This is a genomic window from Rouxiella silvae, from assembly GCF_002093625.1.
Lineage (GTDB): Bacteria > Pseudomonadota > Gammaproteobacteria > Enterobacterales > Enterobacteriaceae > Rouxiella > Rouxiella silvae.
Window position 1 is genome coordinate 67,945 of sequence record NZ_MRWD01000010.1, and the last position, 16,770, is coordinate 84,714.

The window sequence follows — 16,770 nt, forward strand, 5'->3', positions numbered from 1 at the left end:
TTAATCGTGAAAGGTGTCAGAAATGTTATCGAGCCAGAGAAAGCAGCTTATTTTGGAAATTTTAGCGCGCGAGAAACAGGTTTTATCCCGGGAGTTGAGTCAGAGATTTGCTATATCAGAAGACTCAATTCGTCGTGATTTGAGGGAGTTAGCGGCTGAGGGACTTCTTCAGCGAGTTCACGGTGGGGCCTTAACCGTCTCTGCTGCGATTGCACCGTTTCAAGTAAGAAAAAGTGTGCAGATACCGTCAAAGAAAATTATTGCGCAGAAGGCGATAACGCTTATTCAACCAGGATATATTGTTATTGTTGACGGAGGCACAACCTCTGAGGAATTGATCAAGCTGTTACCTAAAGACTTGGCTTTTACCGTAGTCACCCACAGTCCTACAATCGCAGTCGGACTGATAGATTTTCCTCTGGTTGATGTGATAGTTATCGGCGGTCAATTATATAAGCACTCCGTGGTCACCACGGGTGCAGCAATGATTGAATCCATCCGCAGAATCAATGCCGATCTCTTTTTTATGGGCGTAACAGGTGTACACAAGCGAGCCGGATTTACGACAGGTCATTATGAAGAGGCCTGCGTGAAAAAAGCACTTTCTGAAAGAGCCGCTGAAACAGTGGTAATGGCTTCACCTGAAAAAATTAATTCAGCCTCTGCGTTTGCTATTGGTGACCTGAATATGGCCAGCACTTTATTGATTGACGGCAGCCTGGATGAAGACATGAGCAGGTTACTTGAAAGCATGCAAATTACCGTACTGTAGACGGGTAGCGGTTCTGCCTGGATAAATAAACCGTTACCAAGCATAAGCCGTTGTTACAGTCATCAGTTTGTATCAGTTCTGTAGTCTTAACAAACTCGTTTGTTCCTTCCCAAATTATATGCTGCTAATTGTCTGTTAAATGGCTATAAACCACCTTAATCTACAGCAGGTTGAAAGACGTAATGCGCGTCTTTAGGCACGATATAGCCAATGCCAGGGAACGGAAAGTGGGGGGCAAAAATCAATTCACGATCCGCCGCGACTTCTTTCAGCACAGTTTTGCGGTTTGCAATACCTTCTGCCCGGTCGTTGTCAAAGCTTATCGCCCATTCAGGTTTGGCGAGCGAAATAATAGCGCTGTGGGCAGAGTCGGCAATATTGAAAATACGCGCCTTACCAGAGGTAATTTGGTAGCCAACATGGCCGGGTGTATGGCCCTGTAAAGGAACGGACTGAATATCGGGCATGACGGTATCGCCCGGTGTAAAGGTCTTGACCTGAGGTTTGATAACGTTGACCAACGCGGCCATTTTGGGCATGGTTTGTAGCCATGCCCAGTCAGGTGAAGAGATTTTCACCACCGCGTTAGGGAAAGTCTGTTTGCCGTCTGCGGTCACCAGACCACCGATATGATCGCGATGGACGTGGGTTATTAACACATCGGTTATCTGTTCTGGCGTATGGCCAGATTTGATGAGACTTTGCACCAGCAGGCCTTGTGCACTGGGTCCCAGCCCCGTATCAATGAGAATATTTTTATTGCCGTCTTTAACAAACAAGGCGTCAACATCCAGCTTAATTTTACCCGTAGGAGCTCCCGCAGCTGCCAAAACGTCCGCCACTGGCTTTTCACCCACGTCAACACCGAGAATTTTTCCATCATTAGGCAAGAGGGATGATTTGTCGTGCAGCGCCGTCACCTCAATCTTGCCGATGTGAAACGTCTTAAACGCGGGGGCGTCAGTGACTGTGGTATCGGCCAATGCATTCGACGTATAGCATGCGGCTAACATGGCTGAAAAAATCAGGGTTTTCATCATAGTGAGTGTTCTCTGCATGAGTTTAACTGCGTGAAGGGGCGTGTTCGCGCTGACGTTCCCGATACTGTCGCGGTGAGCAATGCATTATTCGCTTAAAGGCATTGCTAAAAGCGCTGTCTGAATCATAGCCTAAGGATTGCGCCACGGCTGAAACTGTTACGTTTCCTAGTGCTAAACGTCGGCTAGCGAGCTGCATACGCCAGCGCAGTAAATATTCTAATGGCCCAAAGCCGACCTTTTGCTTGAAACTTAAGGCAAAAGTCGAGCGCGATACCCCTGCGATATCCGCCAGTTGCTGAACGCTCCAGCGTTTAGCCGGTTCGGCATGCATAGCTTCCAATGCGCTATTAACCCTCGGGTCTGAAAGCGCAAATAGCCATCCTGCGGGGCTGTCTTGTTCAACCCCCAGATACTGCCGCAGGACTTGAATGAGCATAATATTCCCCAACTGCTGCGCCATCATTGCACCGCCGGGCGAAGCGTTGGACAATTCTTGCACCAGCAATGCCAATGCCCAACGCAAAATCGGCGCAGAATCAGTATGAGCATTGACCACTGCTACTGCGGGGAGGCTATCAAGCAACAAACGCGCCTCCTGCCCATAGTTAAATCGTCCGCCAATCATAAAGAAATCCTGCTCAGATCCGTATTGCAATACACCTTTCACCGCGTTTCGAAACAACTCTACCGCATTTTCAGTGATCCTATCCAATGAGCTCGCCAGGATAAAAGCCCGTGGGCGAGTCAAAATAAAACAGTCGCCCGGCCGCAAATAAATCGGTGCAGGCTCGCCTTCGACCGTCAACCAGCAACTGCCTTCCACTACGGCGTTAAATTTGATGTTTGCCGGCGGTGGAAAATGCATGCCCCAATCTCCACCGGTGCGCAACCCTACAACATAGGCTTTATCAGCATTAAGCTGGGAGAGTACGTCTGAAAGTGGGTCCATTTCACGGCTCCGTAGTGTTCTGGTATCTCGCCATCATGCGCAGAGTCTACCCGATATTCTTACTGCAAGAATAACATCATAAAGTCTGTCTGATGTGGCGATTATCAAAGAAATCAGACGATCTCGACAATACTACGGACGTTAGTGCATTCAAAGTCTGATAAATATCCCTCATTATGGGTTGTCGGCTACCCGATGACCCCGGGGTTATCTTACGATTTAACCACATTGGAACTGACTTTATGACCACTCAACAACAACCCCTTCATTCTGGATTCGACAAACATTCAACGGCCAGCGACGTGTTGGGCCAGCGCAACCTGGCGGGAATTAATATCATCGTAACCGGGGGTTATTCAGGTATAGGATTGGAAACGGTGCGCGTTCTGGCCGAAGCCGGTGCGCAGGTGAGAGTACCTACTCGTGATATGGAAAAAGCGCAGCATGCTCTAAAGGGGATCCCCAACGTTGAGACTGACTTTTTAGATCTTATGGACCCCGCTTCGATTGATGCCTTTGCCGATCGCTTTGTACAGACCGGGCGAGCGCTGCATATTTTGATTAACAGCGCAGGCGTGATGGCTTCCCCGCTGAAACGTGATGCGCGAGGCAATGAAGGGCAATTTTCCACCAACCATCTGGGGCATTATCAACTGACCGCACGCTTACTCCCTGCGTTGAAGAAAGCTAACGGTGCACGGGTGGTCTCAGTCTCTTCGCGGGGTCACCGCTTCAGCGTTGTTGATAGAGTCGATCCTAATTTTAATCAGCGCCCGTATGACAAATGGTTGGCCTACGGTCAATCTAAAACGGCCAACGCCCTGTTTGCACTGGAACTCGATACACTCGGCGAGAAGCACAACATTCGCGCTTTCTCACTGCATCCGGGCGCTATCTTTACCGGACTGACTCGGCACTTGGACAGGAGTGACTTCGAACGCGTTGGCGCAATCAAAGAAAACGGTGAACTAAAAACCACCGAAGAGGCAGGTTTCAAAACGGTCGAGCAGGGCGCAGCGACGTCGGTATGGTGCGCGATAGATCCCATCCTGGCCGGCAAGGGCGGCGTCTACTGCGAGGATGTTAACATTGCCGCATTCGCCGCTGAGGACGGGGCTGAAGTCGGTGTCAGCTCTTGGGCGGCAGACCCTGCTGCTGCGAAAGGTTTGTGGGAATTGAGCGAGAAATTAACCGGCGTGCGCTACGTCTGGTAGTGAGTTGCTGCTGATACTATTAGCCTTAATAAAACATGACTCAGCAGGGTGATACACATGCTGAGTCATGACCTGGAGAATTAAACCAACAGCGACCCAAAAATTATCATTTTGAATTCAAGCAGCGGTTCAATACTTTTATCTGCCCGCATACGCAGCAGTGCGCCTTCCCAGCCGTTGAGAATAAAACGACCCAACACCTGTGCGTCAGTGGTATTTCGCATTTCACCTGCCGACTGCGCCGCACGAATACAATCAGCAAAGTATTGGCTCCAGCTGTTCATATGCTCGGCGAGTTTTTCACGTATTAATTCGCTGTGATCGGCAACTTCTGCCGTGAGATTACCTATCAGGCAACCTCGTAGTAAACCACCTGCCGCCAACGCTTGAATGCGATCGTCGAAGTATGACGCCAAACGAGCCCGCGCGGGTTGATCCGTTTTATTTAGAAAAGAGATAAGCCGCTTTTCGCTGAGGGCGAAGTATTCATCTATGACGTCTGCGCTGAACAGCTCTTTGCTAGAGAAATGATTATAGAAAGTCCCTTTCGGCACTCCTGCATTTTCGACAATGCTCTGGACACCCGCTGCGGCGTAGCCCTCTGTGTGGAGTATATTGAGTCCAGCCTTAATCAACGTTTCTTTAATCAATGGGTTAGGTTTTGGTCCTCGCCGCGAGGCGATGTGCGTTGTCATGCTTAGTTATCCTTTACCCAGAAACATTGAACGATCGGTCATAATTTCGTTGACCAATGTAAGACGATCGGTCATAAATAAGATATTCCCCGTAGCCTGAAGCTGTCAAGTCTTGGCAGGGGGATGAACAGCGTCTGTAAATTGATTAAGACACTCTTTATTACTTTGCATTCTAATCAGGATCATAAGCATGAAAAAGTTAGTTGCTGGTTTAATTGTGATGCTCACCACGATGATAACAACCCATAATGCTACAGCAGCAGAGCGCGATACCTTATCCGATCACACCAGAGAGGAGATAAGGAATAACTTTATCCATTTGTCAGACTTGGCCAATAAGCACGATATTAAAGCAATTCACGAGATGTTCTGGCAGTCGCCATCGGCCATGCTAGTGGCAAAAAGCGCCGATCCCGCCGAGGGAAATTGGGCTGCCGTTTGGGGCAATGAGGCCATCGATAAAAAACTGTCTGCTATTGCACATTCCGGTCCCGTGGTATTGACGCCAGACTTACATAAATTTCGGGTGGTGGGCATAACCAGAAACGTGGCGCAATCATACGACCCTGTGACGATCACCGTGTCATATGCTGGCCAAGACGGCACGCCTAAGCCTTTTTTACTGATACATAACTGGCTCAGGGTAGGTAAAGAGTGGAAAATAGCCTCTGAAATTATTCTGCCTGTGCCGCCAACGCCGGCCAAAGTAGCGCATAGCTAAAAAATCCTCGAATAAAATCGTCGACTCAAACGTTAACATCAGACATCCGCTTGGGGAGTCTCGTATGCTGCGTGTATCGACCTTTTTAGCCTTATCTATCGCCTATTCCGCTATGGCATTTGCCAACCCAGTTCAGTATGCGATTAATACCCAGAAAACCTCCGTCGAGGTTTTCTGGACACTCGCCGGGAGTGCTATTTCTCATGCGCAGATTACACACATCACCGGTGCCATTACCCTTGATAGTCATAAGGATTTTGAAGACAAGATCGTCGTTAATATCCCCATCTATTCACTAAATGCCCAGAATATTTTGCTGACCAACGAACTCAAAAGTGGCACTTTTTTCGATGAAGCACACTTTCCTCTCGCCCACTTTAGCAGCACCAGAGTCATTGACATCGGCGGCGGTCACTATCGGGTTTTGGGTTCTCTACAGATTAAAAATATCCAGCGCGCGGTGATACTGGAGGCCGAGATCGTTCCAGATGTTCATCCAAATGCGCAAAGAGGGGATATGACCCTGCATGCCAACACCACTATTTCTCGCTCAGCATTTGGTATGGACAGTTATTTATTGCTGGTGGCAGACCCGATTAAGATTGATATTAATATTGAAGCCAGTATGGGCTGATAGTGCGTTATCGGACGCGCTGAATGACTCCGCACCTGCACAATTTTTATATAACTCCCCGCGATTTTTACGCTTTTTTAACATGCCAGTCGGTTTAATTAGCTGAGTTAAGGATATCGGCTTATAAACCAGAGAATATGGCAATGAAAAATCATCGCTTTATCGACACTGAGTCTGTTACACACAGCGGCACACCCAAGGCATTGATTGAACAGCAGCGTATAAAAATGCTCTCTCCTCGTAGATGGTATCGAGGTGCATTTTGTGTCAATACCGATAAAAAACTGCTGAATATCAGTTTCATCCAGAAGGCGTTGCCTTGTACTCAAGGCACAGTCTCTAGTGACGTTCGTAACGTTGAGATAAGAGTGCACAACAGTCTTTGTTTCGGTTTATACAGAAACGACAGGCAGATTGGATTTGCGCGAATAATCACAGATTTGGCCGATATCGCCGTCATTAGCGACGTTTATGTAGCGCCTGAATACCGCTACATCGGCCTCGGCTCTTGGCTGGTAGACTGCTGTCTTGCCCATCCCGCTACGCATGAATGCACTACCGTGCTCTGTTGTTTACAGGTGCCGCAGGCGAATGTTGACTCCCATTGAAAGCAACCCTTATCAGGTAAAAACTATGTCAGGTTTAATTCTGGTTTCTCATAATTTGCATCAGCATTCAGTACTTTCTTCAATCTACGACGGGATTATGTCCCAGCGTGGCGGGATTTGGGTGAGTTGGAATGGCGATGTGGTTGAGGATGACCCAGATGCGCTGCACCCACTGTCATTTCGCGTCGGCAACAAATATGACACGCTAACATTTCCTCTCACTCAAGAAGAGTGCGAAGAGGGTTATCACGGGTACGTTTATCAGGGATTATGGCCCGTTTTTCACCAGCGCCCAGATCTTGCGCGTTTTACTGCTGAAGGTTTCAAACAGTATCTTAAACTTAACGAGACCTATGCAAGAGCCGTAACTGAATACGCCATGCCTGACGATGCTATCTGGATACAGGATTACCACCTCATCCCCAGCATCAAGTTTATTCGCGATACTGGCCTGACCAATCGCATTGGTTTCTGTTTTCACCAATCCTTTCCGGCTGGGCAATCCTTCGAGGCTATACCTGATTGGCATAGTCTGATTGGCTCACTGCTTTGCTGTGACCTGATAGGTTTTCAAACGGTGCAGGACATGAATAATTTCCTGTTGTGGGTGGAAACAGAGTTCAGGATTGAGCACCTTAGCCAAACCACTTTCCGCATTCATGGCAGGATAATTTCCACCGGTGTTTTCCCCGTCGGGATTGATACCAGCGTGTCGGTCTGCCTGAAAGAAAGCAATAGCTGTCGCTTTATGGAAAGGCAGTGCAAGGAGACACTTCCAGTAAATATTATTCTCAGCGGAGGACATCTTGATGATATTACAGGATTTCCCAATCGAATCCGCGGAATGGATATTTTACTAAAGATGCATCCCGAATATGCAAAATCCACCACGTTGCTTCAACTGACTACGCCTTCAATGACAACGCAATCGCTGGAAAGTGCTTTGAAAGATGAGCTGAAAGGGCTTACAGACACTCACGCAGTCAGCTTTATCAGCCAGGATTTTAGCCAGGAAGAATTATGCGGGATTTATCGAGCATCACGCGTGGCGTTAGTGACGCCGTTGATGGCGGGCATGAGTTTAATGGCGCGAATGTACGTCGCGTCTCAAGACTCTGATAACCCCGGCGTGCTGATTTTGTCACAGTTCGCAGGCGGTACTGAATCGATGAAAGGCGCCATTATCGTAAACCCTTACGATCCTAATGCAATTGCCGATGCGTTAAATTCGGCGCTGAAACTGCCGCTTGCCGAAAGGAAAAAACGCCATGCCCATCTGCTCGCTGAAATAAACAGGCACGATAATCAGTGGTGGGCTGACAGTTTACTGACTCGACTGGATAACCCCGAGACAGAAGATGCGATGCAAATAAGAGGCAGTGTCGTGTTAACGGCGGGGTTCAGCGGGCGTATTCGGTATTAAAGCAGGTTAATCCTTAAGTCATAGAAAGCCCCCAGCCACATGCTGCGGGGCTTTCAGTATAAGGGCAAATTGATAAAGATAATCTCAGTTGTCTTTTACGACACAGCCAGACGCCATTACCGCGGCAATGATTTCATCGCAATCAAAGCACTTTCTATCACTGTGGATTTCATCGTGGGAATGTCTTTGGGGTAAAATGACAACGGGCTTTGCCTGAGTATGCAGGTAGAGTGGAAACCATTGACCGTGGGACCTGTCAATGTGATCGCCATTAAACATGGTTCCACAGGTGCCGGAACGCATTTCTACCAACTCTTCCTCGTCGGTCCATGCGACAGGTGTGGGGGTGCTTTTTAACAGCGCCAGTTCTGCCTCTGCGGCTTCAGCGCGTTTACACACCTCGGCCCAACGATCACGTTCAGCGGTTAATGCGGCGTTCATTACGCTGAGTTTTTCCGACTTGTCTATCAGAGCACGAAGATGACCGTTGGCAACAAAGCCGATGACTTCTTGTGCGACTTGTTCCAAAGAGGGAATGCCGTTGGCTGACTCAACAGTATGTAAAATGTTAGAGGCTGCCACGCGTAATGCTGCTATTTCATGTGTCATTTCAAACCCCTGTCTTAATCCCTATCGTAAATAGCATACTCAATCGGCGGTGCATTTCGCAACAGACGAAGTTTGTCAGGCTGTTAAGAGGATCAAGACGACTGGAACAAATTATTGCTGCATATGTAGTAAAAGAGCCATCAACTTGCGCTGATGGCTCAATAAGAGTGGTGCTGTTAGTTATCTTTTTTAGAACGGCTGTGTGTAAATATTATGCGGTTGGCATAATAACCTTAATTTGCAGTAGATCAATACAGGTGAATAAATTTCACACAGCCGTCCAGAGATTTATACCACTTTACTTCCGGCCTAACAGGTAACCAATCACAATACCGACAGCACCTGCAACCGCAACACCGGCAAATGGATTTTCTTTTACCTGATCGACTGCGGTCGACACTGCATCTTTAGCGGCATAGCTGGCTTGAGAAGCATATTTACGCGCTGCGCCTTTTGCCTGATGCTCAGGGGAGTCAGTAACATCACCAAAGGCTTCCTGCGCTGCACCGGCTACTTGTTTTACTTTATCTTCAGTTTGATTAAACATATTTGAACTCTCCTTATTGGTCGTTAAATAAGGTTAGCAGACAAAAATCCACTTAGTTTTTTTCTTGCCAATAAAGTCTCTAATTGCGCCTTTTTAAGCAAAATCCTATGAAAAGTGGACAAAAAATCAACGACCTGGCAACGTCTGGCAACCGGCGTCATTTGATGGCGGTGCCACCTTCGGATATTGGCTGTCCGGCGTAATATAGACCTGAGTGGTCGCAACATAGCCGTCCGTAAAAGTGGCTTCGACAAACGTTGCCTGCCATCCGGGGCCGTTATAATTCAAGGAGGTACTGACGTTATTGCCGGCTTTAACGGTGAGTGGCGTGGGCGCGTAGGTTATACCGCAGGCGAAGCGAAAATCTCTCGCTGAAGAATTAGTCGCCGTCCAGCGCAGTACTTTTTGCGGCTTTTCCGAGAAGTGTACTGTGAGGTTCTGACTATTACTCTGTCTGTAAGGCGCAGTGGTAATAACGGGCAACGGTCTGCCGTCCTGCAGGCGATTGATAAAGGCAATCAGTGACTGCTGAATATAATCCTGGATCCCGATATGACCGGTATTTGGTGCGATGCGCAGCGACTTGATACCAGGCAATTTTTCATAATAGAAACGGGAATTATCCGGTGGGAAAAAATCATCGCCGCTGGCATTAACAATATATTTGGGGATCGCTAATCCTGATTGCGCCTGCGTTCCGACATATTGCATCGGATCGATAATGTTTAGCATTTTCAGAAAGTCAGGATTGTTAACTAAGCGGTCTATGCCTTGATTATAATAGGGCGCGAAAGCAATCGGCCAGTTCCCACCGTAGGTTTTATACATGTTCAAGATTGCCGACTTTGTATTAAGGACGTCAATCACAAAAGGCACGACAGCGACAACGTTCGGGTCGGAAATTGCCGTTAACCAAGTTGCCCATCCGCGTTTAGAGGCCCCAGCCACGATAAACTCGTCAATATGCCATCTCACGAGCTCTTTTTTAGCCAGCCTAATGGTTTGAGAAATGGTCGCCGTCATCGGAATCTGCAGTGGAAGCTGTTGTCTTTTAGCCGGATGCTCGGCATATAATTTCCAAGTTCGCGCGATGCTGTCGTCTTCTTCCAGCGGTTTATTATCTTGTTGATAAACTAAATCACGGGTTGGGATGGTTTTCAATGAAATGACAATGGTATTCGTTTGCTGTACCACTTTTAACAGGCTATCGTCGCTTATATCGACGGCAATCAGCGCCTTGGGTGACTTGGGAGAGCGGGGAATACCTATCGTCACATCCTCTTTCCACTGAGCAGGACTGACTAAACTATCTGGCGACCAGGACTGTGAAATCATCTGATATTTCCTGATTTCGACATTCTCAAACATCTCGGTGCTGACCAAGGCGTAGTTTAAAGGCATTGCCGCCAGCTGCTGGCGGTAGCATGAAATGACCTGCGAAGCTGCATTGCTGTTATCCCGATTACAGCCCGCTGCGACGGGAGCCTGCTGGGCATAAACCTGACCCGCCGTAAGCGCGGTGAAAGCCAGCAACAGATTTAGCGTTTTCATTATTCATCCTCAATTAAATGAATAGGATTTTATTTATCGAATTGCGATGAATGGCAAAGCTGACGTTTTATTTTCCGCTCCCTTAACACGAGGGCATCGTCGACGTAAAGGAGCGGGAGAGGTTAGGGCTTATTTGCAATCAGCAAGGCTCGACGTGGCGCAGGATAACCTTCCACTGTTTTAGTGCTGTCATTCGGGTCGAGGAATTCGGCAAGCGACTCGCTGGTCATCCAGGAAGTGCGATGCTGTTCCTCTGTGGTGGTGAGGCTCACGTCGGCAATACGTACATTGACGAAACCGCACTTGATGAGCCAGCCCTTCAACGCCTCGGCGGAGGGAATAAAGTAGATATTATTCATTTGGGCATAGCGATCGCCCGGTACCAACACTTGATGACTGTCGCCTTCAATTACAATGGTTTCTAGCACCAGCTCGCCGCCGCTAACCAGCTGATTTTTTAACTGCAGCAGATGGTCTAGCGGTGAGCGCCGGTGATACAGCACGCCCATTGAAAATAGTGTGTCAAACGCATTGAGCTCAGGAAGCTGTTCTATACCCAGCGGCAGTAAATGCGCACGCTGATCGCCGCCCAGCAGTTTACGCACCGCCTCAAACTGGCATAAAAAAAGCTGCATAGGGTCAATGCCGACGGCAAAATGCGCGCCTGCACCAATCATGCGCCACATGTGGTATCCGCTTCCGCATCCGACGTCCAGCACAGTGCGTCCAGCCAGAGAGGAGATGTGCGGCAGAACGCGATCCCACTTCCAGTCTGAACGCCATTCGGTTTCTATTTCAATGTCATACAGGGAAAACGGGCCTTTACGCCACGGCATTAAATTGCGCAGCAGATTTTCCATGCCTTCACGCTGGCCTTTCGGCAGCGGCGACAGCGTATTGGCGGTCACGCTGTGCAGCAGATCCAGGCGCTCCGGCTTTAGCAACGGCAGGCGGTCTACGGCGTTGAACCACATTTTGAACTTGCCGTGAAGCGACTCTTTTTGCCAAGCGGTAAGCTGTGAGGGCAGGGTATTCAACCACGGGCTGAGTGGCCCTTTGGCAATAGCGCGATAAAAATCACCAAACTCGATCACGCCGATTCTCCCGCTTTAATGGCAATCAAAGAGCCGAAGTTGAAGCATTGGAACCACACTTCCGCGTGTTCAAATCCGGCCTGATGCAGACGGGTTTTGTGTGTATCCACGGAGTCGGTCAGCATGACGTTCTCCAGCATGCTGCGCTTTTGACTGATTTCGAGCTCGCTGTAACCGTTGGCACGCTTAAAATCATGGTGCATGCTGAACAGCAGTTCGCCCACGTCGGCGTCGCTAAAGCTGAACTTTTCAGACAGCACCAAGGCGGCACCCGGACGCATACCCTGATAAACCTGATTTAACAAGCGCTGGCGGTCGGCAGGTTGCAAGAATTGTAGCGTAAAGTTGAGCACCACCATCGAAGCATCTTTTAACTCAACGTCGAGAATATCGGCCTCAATCACGCTAACCGGTGTGTCGGCGCGAAAGGCGTCAATATGACGGCGGCAGCGTTCGACCATGGCTGGAGAATTATCCACCGCGATGATTTCACAGCCCGGCACGGTAATGTTGCGACGCATTGAAAGCGTAGCGGCACCCAGCGAACAGCCGAGATCGTAGACCTTGCTGTTTGGCTTAACAAAACGCTCTGCCAGCATGCCAATCATCGAAATAATATTTGAATAGCCCGGCACTGAACGCTGGATCATATCAGGGAAGACTTCCGCGACGCGTTCGTCAAAGGTCCAGTCGCCGAGTTTATCTATCGGAGCAGAAAAAAGTTTATCTTGGTTAGTCATAGTGCCGAGTCAGACCAAAAAAAAGTAAAAAGGGGAGCAAAAAAACCGGATTTGCTGTTATGGGGGCGGAGTTTATCAGATTCCGTCCCGCGGATACCCGAAAAAAATGCCCCTCAGCGCAGGTTACGGTGGGGCGGTTAAAATAAGGAGTCCTGCTCTGGCCAATCGGGTTCAGGCCCTAGCGCGGGTAAATGTTGGCGCAGCGTTCGCCACAGCGCCTGAGCCTGCTGCGGGGCATCGCTACAGTCTGGAGAGTGAATAAACAGATAGGGGGCGTGACCCTGCTGCTGCCAGTCGACCAGTTTTTTAATCCATTGCGTAAACCACTGCTGATTAACCGCTAAATTATCGCCGCCGATAAAACGCACAATCGGCCGCGTAGCGGTCACCACCGCATGCACTGGCAACTGAGGTTTTTTTCTTTTCGCCTCAAGCACCGCTTCAGTAACGCTGGTAGCGTGATGTACCGGACGGCTGTCGAGCAGTGTGCGGTTTATGCCGCGCTGATGCAGGCCATGATTCAGCGCGCGCTCCTCTTCGCCTTTGTTGAAAAACAGCGGGTTGCGTACTTCAACACCGTAGTCAAAGCCTTTGGGTAACGCATCAAGAAACTGCCACAGACGGTCGAGGTCACGGGGAGCAAAGGTGGCAGGCAGCTGTAGCCAAAGTTGGCCAATGCGATTTTCAAGCGGCGTGAGACATTGATAAAAAGCGTCGAGCTCCTGCTGGCAGTTCTGCAGTGCGGCTTTGTGGCTGATGGTCGAGGGAAATTTAAAACAAAAGCGGAAGTCATCGTGGGTCATATCGCGCCAGCGCATCACGATTTCAGGCTTTGGCAGCGCGTAAAACGTCGTATTGCCTTCAACACAGTTAAAATAGCGCGCATAGTCGGCGAGATCGTGCAGGCCAATACTGTTCCATGCGCTGTGATGCCACTGAGGAAGCCCAATATACATGCGGATACCGTCCTGTTGACTGTCCTTTTAACGGAAACTAACAAAATAAAACGCCGCCCGGAGGCGGCGTTGGCTGACATCAAGCAGGGTAACCTTACTCGGCGATGGCAGCAAGTACCTCTTCAGTGGAGCGAACGCGACTGATGCGCGGGAAAATAAACTGCACGCTTGACTGATGATGATCGTTGTTGTGCGCGCTGCACGCGTCTTCAGCAATCACTAATTCAAAGCCCAGTTCCCAGGCATTACGTGCGGTAGACTCAACACCGATATTAGTGGAGATACCGCACAGCACAACGGTTTTGATGCCGCGACGACGCAGTTGCAGCTCCAAATCGGTGCCGTAGAATGCGCCCCATTGGCGTTTAACAACCTGGAGGTCTTTGTCAGTTACGTTAAGTTGCTCAGGGAATTCCCACCAGTTATCAGGCAGGCTAGCAGCCGGAGCAGAAGCATCAACCGGCTGTTTCAGCGCTTCATCGAAGGTGGCTGACCAACCCACGCGTACCATGAACACTGGTGCACCCAGGGTGTTAAAGCGAGTTTTTAGCTCCGTGGCTTTGTCCAATACTTGCTGTGCGGAGTGTGGGCCACCGGCATACGGCAAAATGCCTTTTTGCAAATCGATGACGACCAGAGCGGTTGTTTTAGGATCAAGTTTCAAAGACATAAGAAGAGACTCGCAAATTTATAGAAGGAGAAACCCACGTACCTGCACTGCGTCCTGGCGATGGCAGTTACTTAGGGTACTAAGAATTCCTTGAGAGTTTATGTCAACCAGCTAGGGGAGATGTTAGGAAATTTGTTAAATTATGTGTGAGAAGGCGCCTGAGCGAATTTCGGCTGCATCTACTGCGTGTTCGCTCTTATCGTCTGCGCGAAATTCCTTTATAATGACCGCCTTTTTTCGACCCATATTACTCCGATTCTCACAGGCCGTGAGATCAAAGGGATACCGTTATGCGTACTGAATATTGTGGCAAGCTAAATTCGTCCAACGTTGGCCAGGAAGTGACTTTGTGCGGTTGGGTTAACCGCCGTCGCGATCTGGGTGGTTTGATCTTCATCGATTTGCGCGACCGTGAAGGCATCGTGCAGGTATTTTTCGATCCCGATCAAAGCACGGCGTACGAATTGGCATCAGAACTGCGTAATGAGTTTTGCGTGCAGTTGACCGGTACCGTTCGCGCGCGTCCTGAAAGCCAGTTTAATAAAGACATGGCCACCGGTGAAGTGGAAGTGTTTGCCAGCCAGTTGAACATCATTAACCGTTCTGAGCCACTGCCGCTGGACTCCAACCAGACCAATACCGAAGAAGCGCGTCTGAAATACCGCTATCTTGACCTGCGTCGTCCCGACATGGCTAACCGCCTGAAAACTCGCGCACGCATCACCAGCCTGGTGCGCCGCTTCATGGACAGCCACGACTTCCTCGACATCGAAACGCCGATGCTGACTAAGGCTACGCCAGAAGGCGCACGTGACTATTTAGTGCCGAGCCGCGTACACAAAGGCAAGTTCTATGCGCTGCCGCAGTCCCCACAGCTGTTTAAACAACTGTTAATGATGTCGGGCTTCGATCGCTACTATCAAATCGTTAAGTGCTTCCGTGATGAGGACTTGCGTGCAGACCGTCAGCCTGAATTCACCCAGATCGACGTTGAAACCTCTTTCATGACCGCCGAACAGGTGCGTGAAATTATGGAGAAGCTGGCACGTGAGCTGTGGCTTGAGGTTAAAGGTGTGGATCTGGGCGATTTCCCGATTATGACCTTTGCAGAAGCCATGCGTCGCTATGGTTCCGATAAACCGGATCTGCGTAATCCGATGGAACTGGTCGACGTTGCTGACCTGTTCAAAACTATCGAGTTCAAAGTCTTTGCCGATCCGGCCAATGACCCTAAAGGCCGCGTTGCCGCACTGCGCGTTCCTGGCGCCGCCCAACTGAGCCGTAAGCAAATCGACGAATACGCCAAGTTCATCGAGATTTATGGCGCGAAAGGTCTGGCTTACATCAAAGTTAATGAAGTGGAAAAAGGTCTCGACGGTATTCAAAGCCCAGTGGCTAAATTCCTGAACGCCGAACTGCTGAGCGCGCTGATTGAGCGTACTCAGGCACAGGACGGCGACATGATCTTCTTCGGCGCGGCCAGTGCTAAAATTGTTACCGATGCGATTGGCGCGCTGCGTCTGAAAATCGGCCGTGATTTGAAAATTACTGATGAATCCGCGTGGGCCCCGCTGTGGGTTGTCGACTTCCCGATGTTTGAAGATACCGATGAAGGCGGCCTGACTGCCATGCACCATCCGTTTACTGCGCCTAAAGAGATGAATGCGCAGGAGTTGGCGTCTAACCCGACGTCGGCGATTGCCAATGCTTACGACATGGTGATTAACGGTTATGAAGTGGGCGGCGGTTCGGTGCGTATTCACCGTGGTGAAATGCAGCAGGCAGTATTCAGCATCTTGGGCATTACCGAGCAAGAGCAGCGCGAGAAGTTCGGCTTCCTGCTCGATGCCTTGAAATACGGTGCTCCACCGCACGCAGGCTTGGCGTTTGGTCTTGACCGTCTGGTCATGCTGTTGACCGGTACCGACAACATTCGCGACGTTATTGCCTTCCCGAAAACCACGGCAGCGGCGTGTCTGATGACGGAAGCACCAAACTTTGCCAACCCTGCATCACTGATTGAGCTGGGCATTAGCGTCATTGCTAAAAAAACGGCACCTGACGCAAATCTAGAGAATGAGTAATGAGCTATAAGCGTCCTGAGTCGATACTGGTTGTCATCTATGCCAGCAACAACGGCCGGGTGCTGATGCTCCAGCGGCGTGATGACACCGAATTCTGGCAGTCAGTTACCGGCAGTCTGGAAGACGGTGAATCCCCCGCACAAACCGCGCAGCGTGAGGTTCTGGAGGAGGTTGGCATCGATATTGCCGGCGAAAATCTGGTCTTGCAGAACTGCGAGCGCTGCGTTGAGTTTGAACTGTTTGCGCACCTGCGCCATCGCTATGCTCCGGGCGTGACCTGGAATAAAGAGCACTGGTTCTGCCTGGCATTGCCCGAAGAGCGTGACATTGTTCTGACTGAGCATCATGCCTATCGATGGCTCGACAAGGCGGCAGCGGCCGCGTTTACCAAGTCACCGAGCAACCAGCAGGCGATTGAAGAATTTGTTATTTATTAGGTCTTTACACGAAACGTTCAAGATTC

At 49.6% G+C, this 16,770-nt stretch carries 18 protein-coding genes; 8 read left to right on the forward strand and 10 right to left on the reverse strand.

Features of this window, described 5'->3' with window-relative positions; all coding sequences use genetic code 11:
- The first annotated feature begins 22 nt into the window (after nucleotides 1-22).
- Nucleotides 23-772: a DeoR/GlpR family DNA-binding transcription regulator gene (locus tag BS639_RS06025; RefSeq protein WP_084982525.1), complete on the forward strand. Its 750-nt coding sequence runs from the start codon at nucleotides 23-25 to the stop codon at nucleotides 770-772.
- Nucleotides 773-927: 155 nt separating this feature from the next.
- On the opposite strand, the gene BS639_RS06030 is transcribed toward BS639_RS06025, so the two are convergent.
- Entirely contained in the window at nucleotides 928-1,812 is an 885-nt protein-coding gene (locus BS639_RS06030; RefSeq protein WP_084982527.1) for an MBL fold metallo-hydrolase, read from the reverse strand.
- Nucleotides 1,813-1,834: 22 nt separating this feature from the next.
- Complete coding sequence (locus BS639_RS06035) at nucleotides 1,835-2,761, reverse strand: AraC family transcriptional regulator (RefSeq protein ID WP_084982528.1); 927 nt, start codon at nucleotides 2,759-2,761, stop codon at nucleotides 1,835-1,837.
- A gap of 242 nt (nucleotides 2,762-3,003) precedes the next feature.
- Between BS639_RS06035 and BS639_RS06040 the strand changes: the two genes are divergently transcribed.
- Nucleotides 3,004-3,975, forward strand: coding sequence for an oxidoreductase (locus tag BS639_RS06040; RefSeq protein WP_084982530.1), 972 nt, complete (start codon nucleotides 3,004-3,006; stop codon nucleotides 3,973-3,975).
- A gap of 80 nt (nucleotides 3,976-4,055) precedes the next feature.
- Here BS639_RS06040 and BS639_RS06045 read toward each other — a convergent pair whose 3' ends face one another.
- Nucleotides 4,056-4,670 (reverse strand): TetR family transcriptional regulator C-terminal domain-containing protein, encoded by a 615-nt coding sequence (locus BS639_RS06045; RefSeq protein WP_055771104.1) that lies wholly within the window; start codon nucleotides 4,668-4,670, stop codon nucleotides 4,056-4,058.
- 190 nt (nucleotides 4,671-4,860) lie between these two features.
- On the opposite strand from BS639_RS06045, the gene BS639_RS06050 reads away from it, so the two are divergent.
- The 4 genes from BS639_RS06050 to BS639_RS06065 all read left to right on the forward strand — a co-directional run bounded on the left by BS639_RS06050 (nucleotide 4,861) and on the right by BS639_RS06065 (nucleotide 8,056).
- Nucleotides 4,861-5,391: a hypothetical protein gene (locus BS639_RS06050; protein ID WP_055771106.1), complete on the forward strand. Its 531-nt coding sequence runs from the start codon at nucleotides 4,861-4,863 to the stop codon at nucleotides 5,389-5,391.
- 64 nt (nucleotides 5,392-5,455) lie between these two features.
- Nucleotides 5,456-6,025 (forward strand): YceI family protein, encoded by a 570-nt coding sequence (locus BS639_RS06055; protein WP_084982531.1) that lies wholly within the window; start codon nucleotides 5,456-5,458, stop codon nucleotides 6,023-6,025.
- 143 nt (nucleotides 6,026-6,168) lie between these two features.
- The gene (locus BS639_RS06060) at nucleotides 6,169-6,633 is read left to right on the forward strand and encodes a GNAT family N-acetyltransferase (RefSeq protein ID WP_158086921.1); all 465 of its coding nucleotides are present in this window, start codon (nucleotides 6,169-6,171) and stop codon (nucleotides 6,631-6,633) included.
- Between the two features lie 25 nt (nucleotides 6,634-6,658).
- On the forward strand, nucleotides 6,659-8,056 hold the full coding sequence (locus BS639_RS06065) for an alpha,alpha-trehalose-phosphate synthase (UDP-forming) (RefSeq protein WP_084982556.1): 1,398 nt from the start codon (nucleotides 6,659-6,661) through the stop codon (nucleotides 8,054-8,056).
- 84 nt (nucleotides 8,057-8,140) lie between these two features.
- Here the strand turns inward: BS639_RS06065 and BS639_RS06070 are convergent, their stop codons facing one another.
- The 7 genes from BS639_RS06070 to BS639_RS06100 all read right to left on the reverse strand — a co-directional run bounded on the left by BS639_RS06070 (nucleotide 8,141) and on the right by BS639_RS06100 (nucleotide 14,223).
- Nucleotides 8,141-8,665 carry a hypothetical protein gene (locus BS639_RS06070; protein WP_084982535.1) on the reverse strand — a complete coding sequence of 175 codons (525 nt, stop codon included), beginning with the start codon at nucleotides 8,663-8,665 and terminating at the stop codon, nucleotides 8,141-8,143.
- A gap of 298 nt (nucleotides 8,666-8,963) precedes the next feature.
- A complete protein-coding gene (locus BS639_RS06075) occupies nucleotides 8,964-9,212 on the reverse strand; it encodes a CsbD family protein (protein WP_055771116.1) in 249 nt (82 codons plus the stop codon).
- 126 nt (nucleotides 9,213-9,338) lie between these two features.
- Complete coding sequence (locus BS639_RS06080; RefSeq protein ID WP_084982536.1) at nucleotides 9,339-10,763, reverse strand: PhoPQ-activated protein PqaA family protein; 1,425 nt, start codon at nucleotides 10,761-10,763, stop codon at nucleotides 9,339-9,341.
- Between the two features lie 122 nt (nucleotides 10,764-10,885).
- The gene (gene cmoB / locus BS639_RS06085) at nucleotides 10,886-11,857 is read right to left on the reverse strand and encodes a tRNA 5-methoxyuridine(34)/uridine 5-oxyacetic acid(34) synthase CmoB (protein ID WP_055771122.1); all 972 of its coding nucleotides are present in this window, start codon (nucleotides 11,855-11,857) and stop codon (nucleotides 10,886-10,888) included.
- Nucleotides 11,854-12,597: a carboxy-S-adenosyl-L-methionine synthase CmoA gene (cmoA, locus tag BS639_RS06090; protein WP_084982538.1), complete on the reverse strand. Its 744-nt coding sequence runs from the start codon at nucleotides 12,595-12,597 to the stop codon at nucleotides 11,854-11,856. Before cmoA ends, cmoB begins: the two co-directional genes overlap by 4 nt.
- A 137-nt stretch (nucleotides 12,598-12,734) precedes the next feature.
- On the reverse strand, nucleotides 12,735-13,553 hold the full coding sequence (locus BS639_RS06095) for a DUF72 domain-containing protein (RefSeq protein ID WP_084982539.1): 819 nt from the start codon (nucleotides 13,551-13,553) through the stop codon (nucleotides 12,735-12,737).
- Between the two features lie 94 nt (nucleotides 13,554-13,647).
- Entirely contained in the window at nucleotides 13,648-14,223 is a 576-nt protein-coding gene (locus BS639_RS06100) for a hydrolase (RefSeq protein WP_173882070.1), read from the reverse strand.
- Nucleotides 14,224-14,513: 290 nt separating this feature from the next.
- On the opposite strand from BS639_RS06100, the gene aspS reads away from it, so the two are divergent.
- Complete coding sequence (gene aspS / locus BS639_RS06105; RefSeq protein ID WP_084982541.1) at nucleotides 14,514-16,307, forward strand: aspartate--tRNA ligase; 1,794 nt, start codon at nucleotides 14,514-14,516, stop codon at nucleotides 16,305-16,307.
- A complete protein-coding gene (gene nudB / locus BS639_RS06110; RefSeq protein ID WP_055771136.1) occupies nucleotides 16,307-16,744 on the forward strand; it encodes a dihydroneopterin triphosphate diphosphatase in 438 nt (145 codons plus the stop codon). The genes aspS and nudB overlap by 1 nt, the downstream gene beginning before the upstream one ends.
- Nucleotides 16,745-16,770: the final 26 nt, after the last annotated feature.